This window comes from Deinococcus aquaedulcis (assembly GCF_019693445.1).
GTDB lineage: Bacteria > Deinococcota > Deinococci > Deinococcales > Deinococcaceae > Deinococcus > Deinococcus aquaedulcis.
The window spans coordinates 27254-41810 of sequence record NZ_JAHRBL010000016.1; the positions used below are offsets into that span (position 1 = coordinate 27254).

Annotated in this window: 18 protein-coding genes; 6 read left to right on the forward strand and 12 right to left on the reverse strand. The window is 64.3% G+C overall.

The genetic code is table 11. From position 1 onward, the window contains the following. Positions 1-15: 15 nt before the first annotated feature. The gene (locus tag KMW22_RS15325) at positions 16-1077 is read right to left on the reverse strand and encodes a flavin-containing monooxygenase (protein ID WP_107139239.1); all 1062 of its coding nucleotides are present in this window, start codon (positions 1075-1077) and stop codon (positions 16-18) included. A 483-nt stretch (positions 1078-1560) separates the two neighbouring features. Between KMW22_RS15325 and parS the strand changes: the two genes are divergently transcribed. Together parS and KMW22_RS15335 are read left to right on the forward strand one after the other, a co-directional pair. Further along, entirely contained in the window at positions 1561-2007 is a 447-nt protein-coding gene (parS, locus tag KMW22_RS15330) for a type II RES/Xre toxin-antitoxin system antitoxin (protein ID WP_107139238.1), read from the forward strand. Continuing rightward, positions 2004-2546, forward strand: a complete 543-nt coding sequence (locus KMW22_RS15335; RefSeq protein WP_107139237.1) for an RES family NAD+ phosphorylase — start codon at positions 2004-2006, stop codon at positions 2544-2546. Before parS ends, KMW22_RS15335 begins: the two co-directional genes overlap by 4 nt. On the opposite strand, the gene KMW22_RS15340 is transcribed toward KMW22_RS15335, so the two are convergent. The 4 genes from KMW22_RS15340 to KMW22_RS15355 are packed head-to-tail and all read right to left on the reverse strand — an operon-like array spanning position 2489 to position 4766. Beyond that, entirely contained in the window at positions 2489-3649 is a 1161-nt protein-coding gene (locus KMW22_RS15340) for an MFS transporter (RefSeq protein ID WP_328774722.1), read from the reverse strand. The two genes, KMW22_RS15335 and KMW22_RS15340, sit on opposite strands and share 58 nt — an antisense overlap. Before the next feature lie 32 nt (positions 3650-3681). Continuing rightward, positions 3682-4233: a DUF6428 family protein gene (locus KMW22_RS15345; RefSeq protein WP_107139235.1), complete on the reverse strand. Its 552-nt coding sequence runs from the start codon at positions 4231-4233 to the stop codon at positions 3682-3684. Positions 4234-4278: 45 nt separating this feature from the next. Beyond that, positions 4279-4434, reverse strand: coding sequence for a hypothetical protein (locus KMW22_RS15350; protein ID WP_158263839.1), 156 nt, complete (start codon positions 4432-4434; stop codon positions 4279-4281). Between the two features lie 5 nt (positions 4435-4439). Next, positions 4440-4766, reverse strand: a complete 327-nt coding sequence (locus tag KMW22_RS15355; RefSeq protein WP_107139234.1) for an ArsR/SmtB family transcription factor — start codon at positions 4764-4766, stop codon at positions 4440-4442. A gap of 121 nt (positions 4767-4887) precedes the next feature. Here KMW22_RS15355 and KMW22_RS15360 point away from each other — a divergent pair, with 121 nt between their 5' ends. Beyond that, positions 4888-6060 carry a restriction endonuclease gene (locus KMW22_RS15360; RefSeq protein ID WP_221090914.1) on the forward strand — a complete coding sequence of 391 codons (1173 nt, stop codon included), beginning with the start codon at positions 4888-4890 and terminating at the stop codon, positions 6058-6060. Here the strand turns inward: KMW22_RS15360 and trxB are convergent, their stop codons facing one another. From trxB to KMW22_RS15390, 6 genes are read right to left on the reverse strand one after another with little or no spacing between them, the layout of a single operon-like run. Then, positions 6061-7020, reverse strand: a complete 960-nt coding sequence (gene trxB / locus KMW22_RS15365; protein ID WP_107139232.1) for a thioredoxin-disulfide reductase — start codon at positions 7018-7020, stop codon at positions 6061-6063. Continuing rightward, a complete protein-coding gene (locus KMW22_RS15370) occupies positions 7017-7736 on the reverse strand; it encodes a metallophosphoesterase family protein (RefSeq protein WP_107139231.1) in 720 nt (239 codons plus the stop codon). Before KMW22_RS15370 ends, trxB begins: the two co-directional genes overlap by 4 nt. Beyond that, positions 7733-8164 carry an arsenate reductase ArsC gene (locus KMW22_RS15375; RefSeq protein ID WP_107139230.1) on the reverse strand — a complete coding sequence of 144 codons (432 nt, stop codon included), beginning with the start codon at positions 8162-8164 and terminating at the stop codon, positions 7733-7735. The genes KMW22_RS15370 and KMW22_RS15375 overlap by 4 nt, the downstream gene beginning before the upstream one ends. Then, entirely contained in the window at positions 8161-8847 is a 687-nt protein-coding gene (locus KMW22_RS15380) for an MIP/aquaporin family protein (protein WP_107139229.1), read from the reverse strand. The genes KMW22_RS15375 and KMW22_RS15380 overlap by 4 nt, the downstream gene beginning before the upstream one ends. A 1-nt stretch (position 8848) precedes the next feature. Beyond that, a complete protein-coding gene (locus KMW22_RS15385; RefSeq protein WP_107139228.1) occupies positions 8849-9310 on the reverse strand; it encodes an arsenate reductase ArsC in 462 nt (153 codons plus the stop codon). Positions 9311-9319: 9 nt separating this feature from the next. Then, on the reverse strand, positions 9320-9640 hold the full coding sequence (locus KMW22_RS15390) for an ArsR/SmtB family transcription factor (RefSeq protein ID WP_107139227.1): 321 nt from the start codon (positions 9638-9640) through the stop codon (positions 9320-9322). Positions 9641-9703: 63 nt separating this feature from the next. Between KMW22_RS15390 and KMW22_RS15395 the strand changes: the two genes are divergently transcribed. Further along, complete coding sequence (locus tag KMW22_RS15395; RefSeq protein ID WP_107139250.1) at positions 9704-11338, forward strand: IS1182 family transposase; 1635 nt, start codon at positions 9704-9706, stop codon at positions 11336-11338. A gap of 126 nt (positions 11339-11464) precedes the next feature. Here the strand turns inward: KMW22_RS15395 and KMW22_RS15400 are convergent, their stop codons facing one another. Beyond that, complete coding sequence (locus KMW22_RS15400; RefSeq protein WP_107139226.1) at positions 11465-12130, reverse strand: metal-dependent transcriptional regulator; 666 nt, start codon at positions 12128-12130, stop codon at positions 11465-11467. A gap of 100 nt (positions 12131-12230) precedes the next feature. Between KMW22_RS15400 and KMW22_RS15405 the strand changes: the two genes are divergently transcribed. Continuing rightward, positions 12231-13376, forward strand: coding sequence for a multicopper oxidase domain-containing protein (locus KMW22_RS15405; protein ID WP_107139225.1), 1146 nt, complete (start codon positions 12231-12233; stop codon positions 13374-13376). Beyond that, a complete protein-coding gene (locus KMW22_RS15410; RefSeq protein ID WP_199188435.1) occupies positions 13373-14557 on the forward strand; it encodes a ZIP family metal transporter in 1185 nt (394 codons plus the stop codon). The genes KMW22_RS15405 and KMW22_RS15410 overlap by 4 nt, the downstream gene beginning before the upstream one ends.

Below are 14557 nucleotides of genomic sequence, written 5' to 3' on the forward strand. Positions count from 1 at the left end.
GTGCGGCTCTGGCAGTTACAGGAGGTGGCGGTCAATCAGCCGCTGGGCGTCCTGCCCAACCCCGCCCAGCAGAGCGGAATTCCGCGTGCGTTGCCAGGGAAGGCCCAGGAAGAAGACGCCTGGAACGCGGGTGACACCGCCGTCGTGCATGGGCTGGCCCTGGTCATTGAGCACGTCCACCGCCAGCCAGCGGTAGTTCGGGCGGAAGCCGGTGGCCCAGAGTACGCTCTCGGTTTCCAGGTGCCCTCCGTCCTCGGTGATGAGCGCCCGGCCGGCCGTGCCCACGATCCGCGGCGCGAGCCGGAGCTGCCTGGTCCGGCTTAGGTACCTGAGGTTCGTGCCAATCACAGGGTCCCGGCGCTGCAAGACGCGGCCGAGGGGTGAAGCGGCCTTGACCTCCAGCAGGCCCAGGGCGCTGAGCCCATCAAAGATGTCGCGCCCGAGCAGGCGCTGGGGCAGGGCGGGCTGAGGGCGGCCCTGCGCGACCGTGACCGTGTGGGTGCGGCTGAGTTCCTGGGCAATTTGGGCGCCGGAGTTGCCGGAACCCACCACCACCACGCGGCCGGGGGGCAGGTCGGTGGGCCGCCGGTACGCGCTGCTGTGCAACTGGACCACGTCGGGTGCGAGGGTGCGGGCGAAGGCAGGCGTGTGCGGCGTCTGGAAGGGGCCAGTGGCCACCACGACCGCGCGGGCCGTCCAGTGGCCCTGCGGCGTGTCAGCGGTGAATCCGGTGGGTGTGGCCTGGAGGTGCAGGACGGGGGACGCGTGCGCGACTGGAAGCTCAAACGCCTGGACGTAAGCGTGCAGGTAGTCGGCCACCTCGTCCTTGGTGGGGTAGTGCTCAGGGTCGCCGGGGAAGGGCAACCCCGGCAGGGCGCTGCGTTTGGCCGGGGTGAACAGCACGAGGGAGTCGTAGCGCGCGCGCCAGCTGTCGCCGGTGCGGGCGTTGGCATCGAGGATGCAGAAAGTCCGCCCGGCGCGCTGGAGGTGGTAGCCGGCCGCGAGGCCCGCCTGGCCCCCACCAATCACGAGGACGTCGAGGGGTGCGGCAGACTGGTCATCAGGAGGCACACGCATACCGTCATTATGTATGAATATGTGTTCAGATGTAAAACTGAGATAGACCCAGCATGAGGGAAGTGATGCAGGCCATAGACCTGCGCTGCCCCCGAGGCGCGGAAGGCCATGCCAGCGGCTGGCTCAGGCCACCTGTTCCAACTGGTCTGCGCACGCCAGATCAACCTATTACATTTCCGCATTCTCAAAATGCTCTTCTGAAGTCACTGGTGGTCTTGCCAGTCGAGCGGCCCCTGGACCGCTCGCCAGCGGTGCCGGTCACCTGACCTGGCGTCAGGGTTCGGGGGCTCTGGAAGCCCACGAACAGGCCGCGAGCCCACAGTGCCCCGCCAGGGTTGGCACTGTCACCACGTCCCTGTTCTGGTCACACGGATCTGGTTCGCTTCCCGGCAGGTCAATCTCCGTCTAGCGGGGGTTTGCTCGCAGGGGAGACCAGCGCCGCCTGGAGCGGCTTGCGCTCTCCTCGCCCTGAAGGCTGACAACATGACCCAGACGTTTACGCCCACCCGCACCCCCCCTGTCCTGCCCGGAACCGCACTGCTCGGGCTGAAGGCCACCACCCTCCTGGATCTTGGTGAAGCGGTGCATGCTGGCTTGAGTCCAGCCACTGTCGAGCGGCTGGGCACGCACCTCGGGTTGAGCCTGGCCGAGACCCTGTCACTGCTGAAACTGAGCAGCAGTACGTACCACCGCTACCGGCGCACCGGCCGCGCACTCAGCGCGGACGTCAGCACGCACCTGTACCACCTGGCCCGGGTGACGGAAGCTGCGGAGCGGTACTTCGAGCACAAGGACGCCGCCCACGTCTGGTTGCAGACGCCGCGCGCCACCTTTGGCCACCGCACCCCCCTTCAGTTTGCCCTTCCGCCCGAAGGCGCCGAGTACGTGACGACCGTGCTGAGCAGGCTTGAGCACGGCGTCTACACGTGACCCTGACCCTCCACCGCGTCAGTAAACTGCAGTACGCCACCCAACCCCTCCTCACCGACCATGGCTTCGGCGCCGCAAAGTTTGGCGGTCGCTGGAACAGTGCCGATCGCGCGCTCGAGTTTGACCGCCGCATCATCTACGCCAGTGACACCCTGGGGCAAGCCCTGCTGGAGGTGATTGTTCAAGTGGGCAGCGGCGCGCTGCACCGGGTGCCCCACGGGCATGTCACGCTCGCGGTGGATCCAGATGCCATCGCCGAATTGCCCGCCTCGGCGCTGCCTCCCAACTGGAACGACCCTCCCCTGAGCCCAGCCACCCAAATCATTGGAGACGAGTGGTATGACCTGGGCAGTTCACCCGTCCTGCGCGTCCCGTCTGTGATTCTGCCGCTGACGGTGTATGGCCCTGGACAGGCCAATTACCTGATCAATGCGGGTCATCCCAATATCCGCACGGCGGTTCAACTGGTGATTCTGTCGTTTTATTCCAAGAGGCCAAGTTCGGCGGCTCCAAGTTGTGTGCCGGTCTTTGCGGCATAGCTGCTGACGAACCAGGCGGCGATGCCTCCCAGGCCACCCAACAGCATCAAGGACAGGCCATAGCCTGAGGTCCAGGTGAACAACCCACTCATCACCAGCGGCGTGACGGCCTGCGCCAGATTGACAGGCCGGGTCAGCCAGCCATTGACTGCTCCATACACGGCTGCCGGATACCCACGGACCAACAACTCTGACCGGGCCAGGGTGAGGGCGCCGCTGGCTAACCCAAACAGCACAATGCCCGTCACTTTGCCCCCGGTATGCGCATTCAGAAGCAGCCATGATCCGACAGCCAACAGGCCAAGCAGCATCACAGTCAGTGGTGCCGGTCCCACCCACTTCACACAGGGAACGAACAGCACCCGTCCGGGCAGGGCGCTGAGGCCCAGCAGGCCGGTCAATGCGGCGGCCTCTCCCGGGCTGGAGCCCGATGCCAACAGCAGCGGCGCGAGTTGCAGGCCCACGCCCACCGTGACGATCCGGGCCAGCGTCAGCCCGGCGGCCAACTGCAGGGCGGCGGGGTCAGGGGTGAACGACGCATGGCTTCGCATCCTCCTGGCCTGGCCATGCTCTGGGATCACCCGCCACACCAGCGCCGCCATGACCAGCAGCAGGCCAGCCCATCCCAGCAGGGTGACCCGAAGCCCAGCCCCGTGCAACAACACCGTCGTGAGCGGCACGAAGATCGTGCTGGCCAGTCCAGCGACCAAGGTGACCGTGAGGGTGGCCCGGGTCCGGAAGGCCTCTGAGACCTGCTGCCCCAAGACGGTGAACACCGCCTCATAGAAGGTCAGGGTCATGGCGAACCCAGCGAGCAGCCACCCCAACAGGAACAGCAGGTAGTGGTCCGTCAGGCTCAGCACAAGAAAGGCCACGGCGCCACTCAGGGCACCCCCACTCAACAGCAGCCGTCCACCCTGCCGGTCCAGAACACGGCCAAACCAGGGTGCCAGGACGGCACTCACGAGGAGCGCCGCCGTAAACGCGAAGCCGGTCTGCACCCGGGTCCAGCCGTAAGCCTGTTCCGTGGCGACGGCGAGCAGCGGCTGAGCGTAATACAGGGCGCCGTAGCTCACCGTGCACAAAAGAGCCAGCGTCCACACGACGGGACGCGTGGACGCTGGCGAGGCCATCATCAGCCCAGCGAAATGGGGGCCTGAGGGGCGCAGCAGCCAGAGTCCGGTGCGCAGCCATCGGACGTCGCCTCGGCCGGTGTGCCGCAGCTGTCGCCCGCCTTGCACTGCACGCCAGGGGTCCGCAGGTGCACCGTGATCTGTTCAGACGCGATATCAACGTGCGTCACGTGGTACTGCATCGCGGGGGTCGTGGCATTCCCGTACTCGAAGCGCACCTCGGCTTCATCACGCACGGGAATGTGCTTGACCACGCGGTCGTAGATCGCCAGGAACTTCCGGTTGGTCATGAACCCAGCCTTCGCTTCCTCCGCAGAGCCATCCATCAGCTGAATGACCGTCTCGCGCCAGGAGGAGGCTTTCCCGCCGCAGTCCATCGCTTCGATGGTCACGGCTTTGACTTCCGTGACGTGGTATCCAGCGGGCACCAGGACTTCGCCGTGGAGATGGAATTGCAGCGGCCGCTGGGGCAAGGTTCTCAGGGCTGTCATCAGCTCCTGAGTCGTGGTGAGGTCGCTCAGGCCGGGAATCGGGGCAGTCAGGGTCTGGGTCATCGCAGGGCTCCTTATAGACGTTCTTCGATGAGTAAAGGTAAAAAATTAGCAGGTGGCGCAGGAGGGAGCCGCAGGGGCAGTGACGTTCAATGGCCAGGGCCACTTGAAGGTGAACGGCCGGGCCAGGTGAGCGCAGCGCTGCTGCCGGGCGACCCAGAGCAGGTGCTGATGATGCTCACGGGCGAGGATCTCCAGGGTCATGGGATTCATACGGCCTCCTTTTGCTGCTGCGGCACGGCTGCCAGCAATCCATCCAGAGCGGTGCGGGCGATCAGCATGCCTTTGGCGCTGAGCGTGTAGTACGTCCATTTCCCGCGTTTCTCGGTTTCGACCAGACCAGCCTCAACCAGCAACTTCATGTGATGGCTGGTGGTGGGCTGGGTCAGGCCGAGCATCTGCTGGACGTCGCAGGTACACACGCCCTGCCCGGTGGAGCAGCAGCCGGCATCCACGGTGGCGAGGAAGTGAAGGGCCCTGAGGCGGTGTACGTCCCCCAACGCCTTGAATACCACCGCTGTTCCATCGAAGTCCATGGATGTAATGTACAGAACGCATAGAGGATTGTCAATGGGAGCAAGCATGATTGAGCTGCTCTCGCCCTTGCTTGCCCGACATTGGAGGCGAATAGCAACGGTTCGTGTGCTCGAATGACCCATGGCCCGCGCCACTCGAACGCTCAACCCTCTGCACTTTGAAGACCTGGAGCCGCACCGTTTTGAAGATCTGGTGCGCCAACTCGCTTATGATTTCCGGTCATGGGCCAGTATTGAGGCAACTGGCCGGGGCGGCGCAGATGACGGCATCGACATTCGGGCGTTCGAGCAGGGCCGCACGCCCCTGCCTGAGGAATCCGATGACGATGACCCGCCCCTTGTGAGTCCTGGGCGCCAGTGGATCATTCAGTGCAAGCGCGAGAAGTGCATTGGCCCCACGCAGGTCCGGCGCTACGTGGAGGAGAGCGTGCAGGGCCCGGATATGCCCTACGGCTTCATCCTCGCGGCCGCCTGTGACTTCAGCAAGAAAGCCTATGACGCCTTCCGCCTGGCCCTGATCGGGACAGGCGTGCAGGAGTTCCAGCTGTGGGGCAAGGCCGAGCTGGAAGACATGCTCTTCCAGCCCAAGAATGACCATCTGCTGTTCGCGTATTTTGGGATCAGCTTGCAAACACGCAAACGCACCAAGCAGAGTGAGTTGAAGTCCATGCTGGCACTGCGAAAACGGGTGGGTCGCGTGATCGGAGGGCCAACCAAACGCGTCAGAACAGAGGTGCTCCTGCGGATCGCTGATGATGATCGTTACCCTGACATTGCCGCTGTTCCAGACTTTGACGTCAATCCCCCTTGGGCCATTCATCAGGTGCAGTGTCTGAACATGCGTGACAACCTGGTCCTTGAACTGCGGCGTCACTTCGCCTATCTCGATTCAGAATCAGGTGAGTGGGACGCTCTTGATCACTCCTGGCCGACAAGGTCACATCGCACCCTGTATGGTCAGGACCGAACCTTCGACCCAACCTACGCCGCCTACCATGCCGCTTGGCAGCAGCGAGTTCCACAAGAGAATCAGGCGGAACTCGTGATCCTGACCATTCTTCCACTCAGTCGGGTGCTGGGCGTCGATGAAGAGGGAGATCTTGGGCACCCTCTGCCCATCTTGTATGTGGACGCCACGTCATCAGGGACGTTGCTTGATCCTTTGGAGGAGCGGCTGTATCTGGAACAGCGTCCGCTCCTCGGCCGGAATACTGAACACGAAGCCCTGCCTGAACAACGCATCCCCTTCTTCAAGGACTTCAAACTTGAAGAAGGGGAAACGCCAGACGCCTGATCAGTCTGCGGCAGTTTCGGCTTCGACTTCCAGGGCGGCCAGGGCGCGCTCGGCGCTCATGGCGGCGCGTGTGCCCGCCCCGACGCTGGTGCCCAGTTGGCGGTAGATGTAATCACTCACGTCGCCGGCCGCAAACAGCATGGGCACGCTGGTGTAGATCTCGTCGGTCACGTCCACGTAGCCGTCGGGGCGCAGCTTCACGGTGTCCTTCACGAAGTCGGTGTTCGGCACATGACCGATGAAGATAAACACGCCGTCGGTGGCCATCTCGCTGACCTCGCCGGTCTTGAGGTTTTTCAGGCGCACGCCGGTTACGCTCTCCTCGCCTTCGATTTCCTCGACCGCCGTGTCCCAGATGAACTTCATCTTGGGATTGGAAAACGCCCGGGCCTGGGCCACCTTGTTGGCGCGCAGGGTATCGCGGCGGTGAATCAGGGTCACCTCGTCAGCAAACTTGGTCAGGAACAGGCCCTCTTCCACGGCGGCGTCGCCGCCGCCCACCACGACCACCTTCTTGCCCCGGTAAAAGAAACCGTCGCAGGTGGCGCAGGTGCTGACGCCCTTGCCCCAGAAGTGCTCCTCGCCGGGCACGTTCAGGCGCTTGGGGTTGGCCCCGGTGGCCAGAATCACGGCCTTGGCGCGGTAGGTGCCGCCGTACCCCGTCACCGTGAAGGGATACTCGTGGTCGTGCTCGTCGCGCACGATGGCCTGCACCTCGTCCATTTCGATCACGCCGCCGAATTTCTCGGCCTGCTGCTGCATGCGGCCCGCCAGTTCCATGCCGCTGATGGGCTCGGGGAAACCGGGGTAGTTCTCGACTTCTTCTGTCTGAGCAATCTGGCCGCCGGGCAGGCCCTTTTCCAGAATCAGGGTCTTCAGGCTGGCGCGGCCGGTGTAAATCGCAGCGGTCAGGCCGGCGGGGCCGCCGCCGACGATCACCACGTCGTAGTGCTGGGTCATTTTGAGTCCTTTCCAGTCCGGAGCTGCGTGGCTTCTTTTGTGCCGTGATAGGCGTGTTGGTCGGCCCATTGAGCCGCCGCCTCAATGTTGTAGGGCACACGCCGGAAGGTGACGTTCCATGCGCCCCCTTCACCCTCCAGCAGCACCCAGCGGGCGAGGGGCGAGCCGTCTTTCTGCCGGGAGACCGCACCCGCGTTCACCACGGTCAAGGCACCTATCTGGCGAAGGTGTTCCAGGTGGGAGTGGCCCACGATGACGACACGGGCGTTCCCGGGGTTGCTCAGCCGTTCCTGCACCAAGTCGTCATGTGCCCAGGCGTTGCCATCGCGCAGCAGGTAGGTCCAGGCGGAGTCTGGGGTCCCGTGGGCGGCCAGGACTTGACCGTCGGCCAAGGAGACGGAGGTGGGCAGGCCAGCCACGTACGCTCCAGCACCCTCGGGGAGCTGCTCATGGAGCCAGGCCAGCATCTCGCGCTTTTCGGTGGTCTCGGTGAGCGGCTGCCCCAGGCGCTCATCGGTATTCCCCCGCACTTCCAGGACGCCGTACTCGGCTTTGAGCTGTTGTTGAAGCTGCCACGCCCCAGCGGGGTCGGCACCACCAAAGAGCTGGTCCCCCAGATTGACCCAGGCGTCCGGTTGGTGGGCCTTGATGTCTTCAACGACCGCCTCCAGAGCGAAACGGTTGCCATGTACGTCTCCATAGACCGCAATCTTCATGCGCGCTCCGCGACCCAGGCCTGCACGCGGGCGTCAATCTCATCCCGCACGCGGCGGAACACCTGCAGGCGCTCGTCTTCAGTACCTGTGGCCGCAGCTGGATCATCGAACGACCACGACAATCGGTAGGTCGCATTCGGGAAGCTGGGGCAATTTGCTTCTGCACGGTCACAGACGGTGATCACGTAGGTGAAGTGCTCCGCGATCAAGGGCCGCACACCCTTGGCCTGGAGGTGCTCCGTTGGGAAGCCCTGCTCTTTGAGGACCTGCACCGTGAGGGGATTCACCTCACCTGGTTCCAGGCCAGCAGAGGTGACCTGAAATCTGTCCCCCCCGTGGTGTTCAAGCAGCACCTGGGCCATCTGGGACCGGGCGGTGTTGCCGGTGCAGAGGAAGAGCACACGGATGGGGCGGGGAGCGTCGGTCATGCAGTTTCTCCTTCAGGAACAAATTCCTGGGCCCTGCGGGGCTGGGTTTCGACTGGTTCAGTGGGGGCCAGGAGGTGGTTGGCCGCGACCGCAAGCGCCGCACCAAGCAAAGGGGCAACCCAGTACAGCCAGTGGGCCGTCCAGATGCCGCTGGCCAAGGCCGGACCAAAGGAGCGGGCCGGGTTCATGCTTGCGCCCGTGATGGGGCCGCCCATGGCGGCTTCCAGGGCCACCACACCGCCCACAACCCAAGGCAATCCCGACCGCAGGGCGACCAGGAGGAGGAAGAAGGTCAGGATCAGTTCCAGAACGAACGCCTGCATAACGCTGCCAGCCGGCACGGTGACGCCCAGATTGCCCTTCATGCCGAACAGAGCGAGCAGGACAAAGGCCGCCAGAGTCGCCCCGATCAACTGAGCGGCCACGTAGGGCACCACACGCGCCTTCGGGAACTTTCCAGCCAGCGTCAGCGCAAACGTAGCGGCTGGGTTGATGTGTGCGCCGCTGATGGGGGCGAGGGCGGCAATGACGGCCGTCACCGTGAGACCGAAGACCACCGCGACCCCGAGGTGCCCGAGAGCCCCCGTCTGTGCCTGAACAACTGCCGCACCAGGCCCGAAGAACACCAGGGCAAAGGTGCCTATGCCTTCAGCGGTGACGGCGCGAGACAGGGGCACCGTCATCTCAGGCCACCGTGACGGCAGGACTGTCTTCGTAGGTGGGGGGCGCGTCCTCGCCATCTTTCAGCGCCTGCACGAAGGCATCGAACTGGACTTTAAGCTGGTCGCGTACGGTGCGCCAGCGGTCCAGGCTGCCGCCACTGGGGTCCGTGAACGGGTAGTGACGCCGGTTGGTTTTGCCGGGGTACACCGGGCACGCTTCAGCGGCACTGTCACAAACGGTGACGACGTAGTCGAAGTTCTGTGCGTCAGGCACATCCCAGAGGGTCTTGCTGATATGGGTCGACAGGTCAATGCCCAGTTCGGCCATCACGGTTTTAGCGTCATCTTTGACCCGCGTGGCTTCGGTTCCGGCGGAATGCACCTCCAGGTCCACGCCCAGGCGCTGGGCCGCGTTACGGGTGAGGGCTTCGGCCATTTGGGAGCGGGCGGAATTGTGGGTGCAGAGAATCAGGACACGGGGCACCCGGCCACGTTAACACACCGATTTCGGTTGATGTGTCAAGCCGACGTGATCTGGGAAGAGATCCACGAGCAGGTGACCACCAATGCGGAACAGGGGTTCGCGGCGCAGCGTGTAGTACGTATTCTTTCCGCGCTGTTCTGCCGTCACGAGGCCCGCTTCTTTGAGGATGCCCAGGTGGTAAGAGACTTTGGATTGAGGTAAGCCTAGCAGGGCTTCGAGGTCGCAAACACAGTGTTCGCCCTGAGCCAGATGACGCACCAGGTCGTATCGGGTGTCTTGTGCAAGCGCCTTAAGCTGGTCAAGCACCGGAGGCGCAGTCAGAGTGGTCACCCATCTATTCTATTCAGTGATGTGCCGTTGGGTGTGAGTCTGACAGATGGTGGGGCACACTCAATCATGCTGCGTCCAACCAATTCCCTCTCCCTTCCCGAAGACACGGCACGCATCGCCCACATGGCCTTTCCTCAGGGCAACCTGTATCTCAGCCTTCGAGACGAGTTTGGCGAACTCTTCGATGATGGTGCCTTCCAGGACTTGTTTTCGAGACGGGGTCGGCCCGCGTTGCCGCCGTGGCGCCTGGCCCTCATCACTGTGGTGCAATTTCTGGAAGGTGTGACCGACCGGCAGGCTGCCGATCAGGTGCGGGCTCGCATCGACCTGAAGTATCTCCTGGGCCTGCCCCTAGACGATCCTGGCTTTCACTTCAGCGTGCTGAGCGAGTTTCGGTCCAGGCTCATTGCCGGAAGCGCTGAAGGGCAGTTGCTGGATGGTCTCCTGAGCAAGTTTCGAGACCGGGGTCTGATCAAGAGGCGTGGCCGGCAACGGACAGACTCAACCCATGTCCTGGCCCGCGTCCGGTCCCTGACTCGCCTGGAATCGGTGGGGGAAACGTTGAGGGCTGCGCTAAACGCGATTGCGACCATCCAACCAACGTGGTTGGCCTGGTGCCCACCGGAGTGGTTTTCAAGGTACGGCGAACGGCTGGAGAGTGCACGGCTGCCGAAAGGCCAGGAAGAGGGCCACGCGTATGCCTGTCAAATTGGCCAGGATGGCTTTGCACTCCTGACTCAGATCGACGGCACAGCCCACGTGCAGCTCGGCGACTTGCCAGCCGTGCAGACCTTACGGCGGATGTGGGCCCTGCAGTTCACGCAGGTGGACGGAGACGTGCGGTGGCAGGACGGGATGGTGACCAATGCGCGTGAGCGGTTCAACTCACCCTATGACCCGGAAGCGGGGTACGGGGCGAGAGGGGGCCTCAAGTGGTCGGGCTATAAGGTGCATTTCACCGAAAGCTGCGAGGAGGACACGCCTCATGTCATGACTGCTGTGCGCACCACGGAAGCCGCCCTCACGGACTATCAGGTGATCGACGACATCCATCAGTCATTGGCAGAACGCCAGCTGCTCCCAGAGGAACATTTGCTGGATGGCGGCTACATCAGTGGCGATCTGGTGGTTCGGGCGAAAGAGCACCATGGGGTCCGGGTGATTGGGCCAGCACGGCAGAACGCCAGCTGGCAGGCACGGTCAGGAGGCTACGATGTGACGGCGTTTCAGATTGACTGGGCCAAGGAGCGAACCGTGTGTCCACAGGGACACACCTCGTACTATTGGAAAAACCTGCGGGAAAAGCGCGGGTATGACCTGATTGAAGTGCGATTTCGAGAACGGGACTGTCAGAAGTGTCCGGTCAAAGCGCGCTGCACCAGAGTGAAATCGGCTGGGCGGAAACTGTCGTTACGGGGGCAGGCGCAGCATGAGGCGATTCAGGAAGGCCGGGCATTGGAGACCAGCGTCCAGTGGGGCAAGGTCTATACACGCCGTGCCGGCATTGAGGGGACACACTCATTGGGCGTGCGGACCATGGGTTTGCGCCGGTCAAGGTATCGGGGACAAGCGAAAACCCATGTGCAACATGTGGCGACTGCGGCGGCAATCAACCTCATGCGTGTCGCAGCCTGGCTTGAGCATGTCCCCCGGCGAGGCACTCGCATATCACGCTTTGCTGCTCTGAAACCCCAATAAACCGACAGAATCAACTGGTTCGCTGTGAGGCCCTCCCCGCCTGAAAGGCCAGTCACGCGTCGCGGGCACCGGACGGCCAGGAAACCGTCCGGTGCTTCGTGGTGCGGGCACGCTGCTTCTCAGCCGTTATGTCAGGGTGACACCAATGCGGCGGGCCACGGTTTCAGCCAGGACCACGGGCTGGCCTGCGCCCTCTGCCTGAACGGTCAGGGTGCCCAGGCCTGGACAGCGTGCCCGCACCGTGACCCTGACGCCTGGCCTCAGGGCGTGGACTTGAAGGGCCTGCGCCGCCTGAGGCTGATGGGGAAGCTGAATGATGCGGGCCAGGGTGGCCAGGGGCACGTCCGTGAGGCGAAGTCCAGACCCGGTCGCTGGGTGGCCGTCACTGCCCGGGATGGCGTCACCGTGCGGATCAATGACGGGATGGCCCAGCCACGCGGTCACCCGCGCTTCAAGCCCCTCACTCATCACGTGCTCCAGGCGCTCGGCCTCCTCATGCACGTCGCTCATGGGGTAGCCCAGGGCTTCATGCAGGTACAGTTCCAGCAGGGTGTGGCGCCGCAACACGTTCAGGGCGGCGCGCACGCCTGCGGGCGTGAGGTGCGCGCCGCGGTAGGGCACGTGCCGGACCAGGCCCCGCTCGGTGAGGCGGCGCAGCATGGCGGTCACGCTGGCCGGGTTGACGCCGTGCGCGTCGGCCAGGGCCTGGGTGGAGACGCGCCCGCCCTGCCCGAGCAGGTACATCTGTTTGAGATAGTCCTCCACGGACGGGGAGAAGGTGTGCCCGGGCATGCGAAAAGTATGGCACGCCTTGACAATATTTTAGGCAAGACTAATACTCAATTATGTTGAACATAAAATTCAGATTGGTCGGTCATCCAGCGGTGACGCGGTGAGCTGGTGGCGGTCCCTGCTGTCCCGGCGTGACGTGCTGCGCGTGGGGGCAGGCGGCGCTGCGGCGCTGGCAGGCAGCGCGGCACTGGGGCAGGGTGGGACCCACCCTGCCGGGCACACGGGAACAGCCCCAGTCAGCCCAGTACCCTCCACCACGGCCCACGCTGGGCACGGCAACAACCTGATGGTGGGCGCCGTGAACCACAAGCGCAACGGCTTTGACCCCATGGCGATGCTCACCGACTGGGACTGGGGCAAGGTCAGCACCCTCCCGAACGGCCAGACCCTGCGCGAGTACACCATGATCGCGCAGGACAAGGAGATTGAGATTGCCCCCGGCATCTTCTTCCCCGCCTGGACCTACAACGGCCGCGTGCCGGGGCCGACCCTGCGCTGCACGGAAGGCGACCGGCTGCGCATCACGTTCATCAACGCGACCATTCACGCGCACACCATCCACTTTCACGGCGTGCATTCGGCCGAAATGGACGGGGTGCCGGGCGCCGGGCCCGGTGAAATCCAGCCGGGCGGGCGCTTCGTGTACGAATTCGACGCTGAGCCCTTCGGCTGTCACCTGTACCACTGCCACGCCACCAGTCTAAAGCGGCACATTCACAAGGGCATGTACGGCGCGTTCATCGTGGACCCCAAGGAGGGGCGGCCACCCGCGCGCGAGTTCGTGATGGTGCAAAACGCCTTCGACACCAACTTTGACGGGGCCAATGAGATCTACGCGGTGAACACGGTGGGCTTCGAGTTCGCGCGCCGGCCCATTCCCGTGCAGAAGGGGGAACTCATTCGCATCTACCTGATCAACATCCTGGAGTTTGATCTGATCAATTCGTTCCACCTGCACGCGAACTTTTTCAACTATTACGACACCGGCACCACCCTGGAACCTACCAGCCGCATCGTGGACACCATCATGCAGGCGCAGGGCCAGCGCGGGATCCTGGAATTCAAGTACAAATTCACGGGCAATTTCATGTTCCACCCGCACATCAGCGAGTTCACCGAACTCGGCTGGATGGGCTCGTTTCAGGTGGTGGAGCCAGATGCCTATCCCGCCGCGTTGAAAGCGGCGGGCGTGGATGCCGGGTGGGACCAGCGCAGTCGGCAAGGCGCTGCCGGGGGCCGCTCGTGAGTGCGCCGGCCGTGGGGGGCGGCCGCTGGGCCAGTCTCTGGGGCCTGGCCCTGGTGCCGCTGTTGCTGCTGGGCGCGGTGCTTGCGTATCTGGTGGCGACCGGCGGCGGGCTCAAGACGCTTCAGGGGCCGCCCGTCGAGCAGGTCAAGGTGGGCCGCGTGACCCTCCCCGAGCGCGGCGTCATTCAGGTGCAGGTGATCAACGACGGCCCGCAGGCCGTCACGATTCCGCAGGTGATGGTGGATGACGCGTTCTGGTCGTTCACGGCCCGGCCCGCTGGGGCCATTCCCCGCCTGGGCACCGCAACGCTGACGATTCCTTATCCCTGGGTGGAGGGCGAGGCCCACAACGTGGCGCTGCTGACCTCACTGGGCACGGTGTTCGAAGCAGAGATTCCGGTCGCCACCCTGACCCCGCAGCCGGGCCGCGATCTGTTCGTGCGCTTCGGCCTGGTCGGGTTGTATGTGGGCGTGGTGCCGGTGCTGCTGGGCATGCTCTGGTTTCCCTGGATGCGCCGCCTGAGTGCCCCGGCCATGAACTTCATTCTGGCCCTGACGGTGGGCCTGCTCGTCTACCTCGCGGTGGGCACCTACCTGGACGCGCAGGCGTTCGCGGCCGCGCTGCCCGCCTTCTGGCAGGGCACCCCAGCCGTGCTGCTGATCGCCCTGTTGACCTTGGGGGTCCTGCTGGCCCTGGGGGGCAAGCGCAAGCCCGAGGACGCGCCGCTGGGCCTGTCCTACCGCATCGCCACGGGGATCGGGCTGCACAACCTTGGCGAGGGCCTGGCGATTGGGGCGGCGTTTGCGCTGGGCGAAGCGGCGCTGGGCACCTTCCTGATTCTGGGCTTCACCCTGCACAACATCACGGAGGGGGTGGGCATCGTGGCCCCCGTCGTGCGCCACAGGCCCAGGCTCACTCAGTTTGCCCTGCTGGCGCTGATCGCTGGTGGACCCGCCATCCTGGGCACCTGGCTGGGCGGCTTCGCCTTCAATCCGGTGCTGGCGACCGTGTTCCTGGCGGTGGGGGTGGGCGCCATCGTGCAGGTGGTCTGGGAAGTCAGCCGCCTGGTGGCGCGCAACACGGCGGCCTTGGGCGCGCCCCTGGTGGGCTGGTCCACCCTGGGCGGCTTTACCGTCGGCGTCGCCCTGATGTACTTCACCGCCTTCTTCGTCAAGTTTTAA

Excerpts from the sequence above, each read along its gene's own strand:
- KMW22_RS15375 (WP_107139230.1), bottom strand. The coding sequence starts at position 8,164 with ATGACCGACGCTCCCCGCCCCATCCGTGTGCTCTTCCTCTGCACCGGC.
- KMW22_RS15380 (WP_107139229.1), bottom strand. The coding sequence starts at position 8,847 with ATGACGGTGCCCCTGTCTCGCGCCGTCACCGCTGAAGGCATAGGCACC.
- KMW22_RS15325 (WP_107139239.1), bottom strand. The coding sequence starts at position 1,077 with ATGCGTGTGCCTCCTGATGACCAGTCTGCCGCACCCCTCGACGTCCTC.
- KMW22_RS15345 (WP_107139235.1), bottom strand. The coding sequence starts at position 4,233 with ATGACCCAGACCCTGACTGCCCCGATTCCCGGCCTGAGCGACCTCACC.
- KMW22_RS15400 (WP_107139226.1), bottom strand. The coding sequence starts at position 12,130 with ATGCCCGGGCACACCTTCTCCCCGTCCGTGGAGGACTATCTCAAACAG.
- KMW22_RS15355 (WP_107139234.1), bottom strand. The coding sequence starts at position 4,766 with ATGGACTTCGATGGAACAGCGGTGGTATTCAAGGCGTTGGGGGACGTA.
- KMW22_RS15350 (WP_158263839.1), bottom strand. The coding sequence starts at position 4,434 with ATGACCCTGGAGATCCTCGCCCGTGAGCATCATCAGCACCTGCTCTGG.
- trxB (WP_107139232.1), bottom strand. The coding sequence starts at position 7,020 with ATGACCCAGCACTACGACGTGGTGATCGTCGGCGGCGGCCCCGCCGGC.
- KMW22_RS15370 (WP_107139231.1), bottom strand. The coding sequence starts at position 7,736 with ATGAAGATTGCGGTCTATGGAGACGTACATGGCAACCGTTTCGCTCTG.
- parS (WP_107139238.1), top strand. The coding sequence starts at position 1,561 with ATGACCCAGACGTTTACGCCCACCCGCACCCCCCCTGTCCTGCCCGGA.
- KMW22_RS15360 (WP_221090914.1), top strand. The coding sequence starts at position 4,888 with ATGGCCCGCGCCACTCGAACGCTCAACCCTCTGCACTTTGAAGACCTG.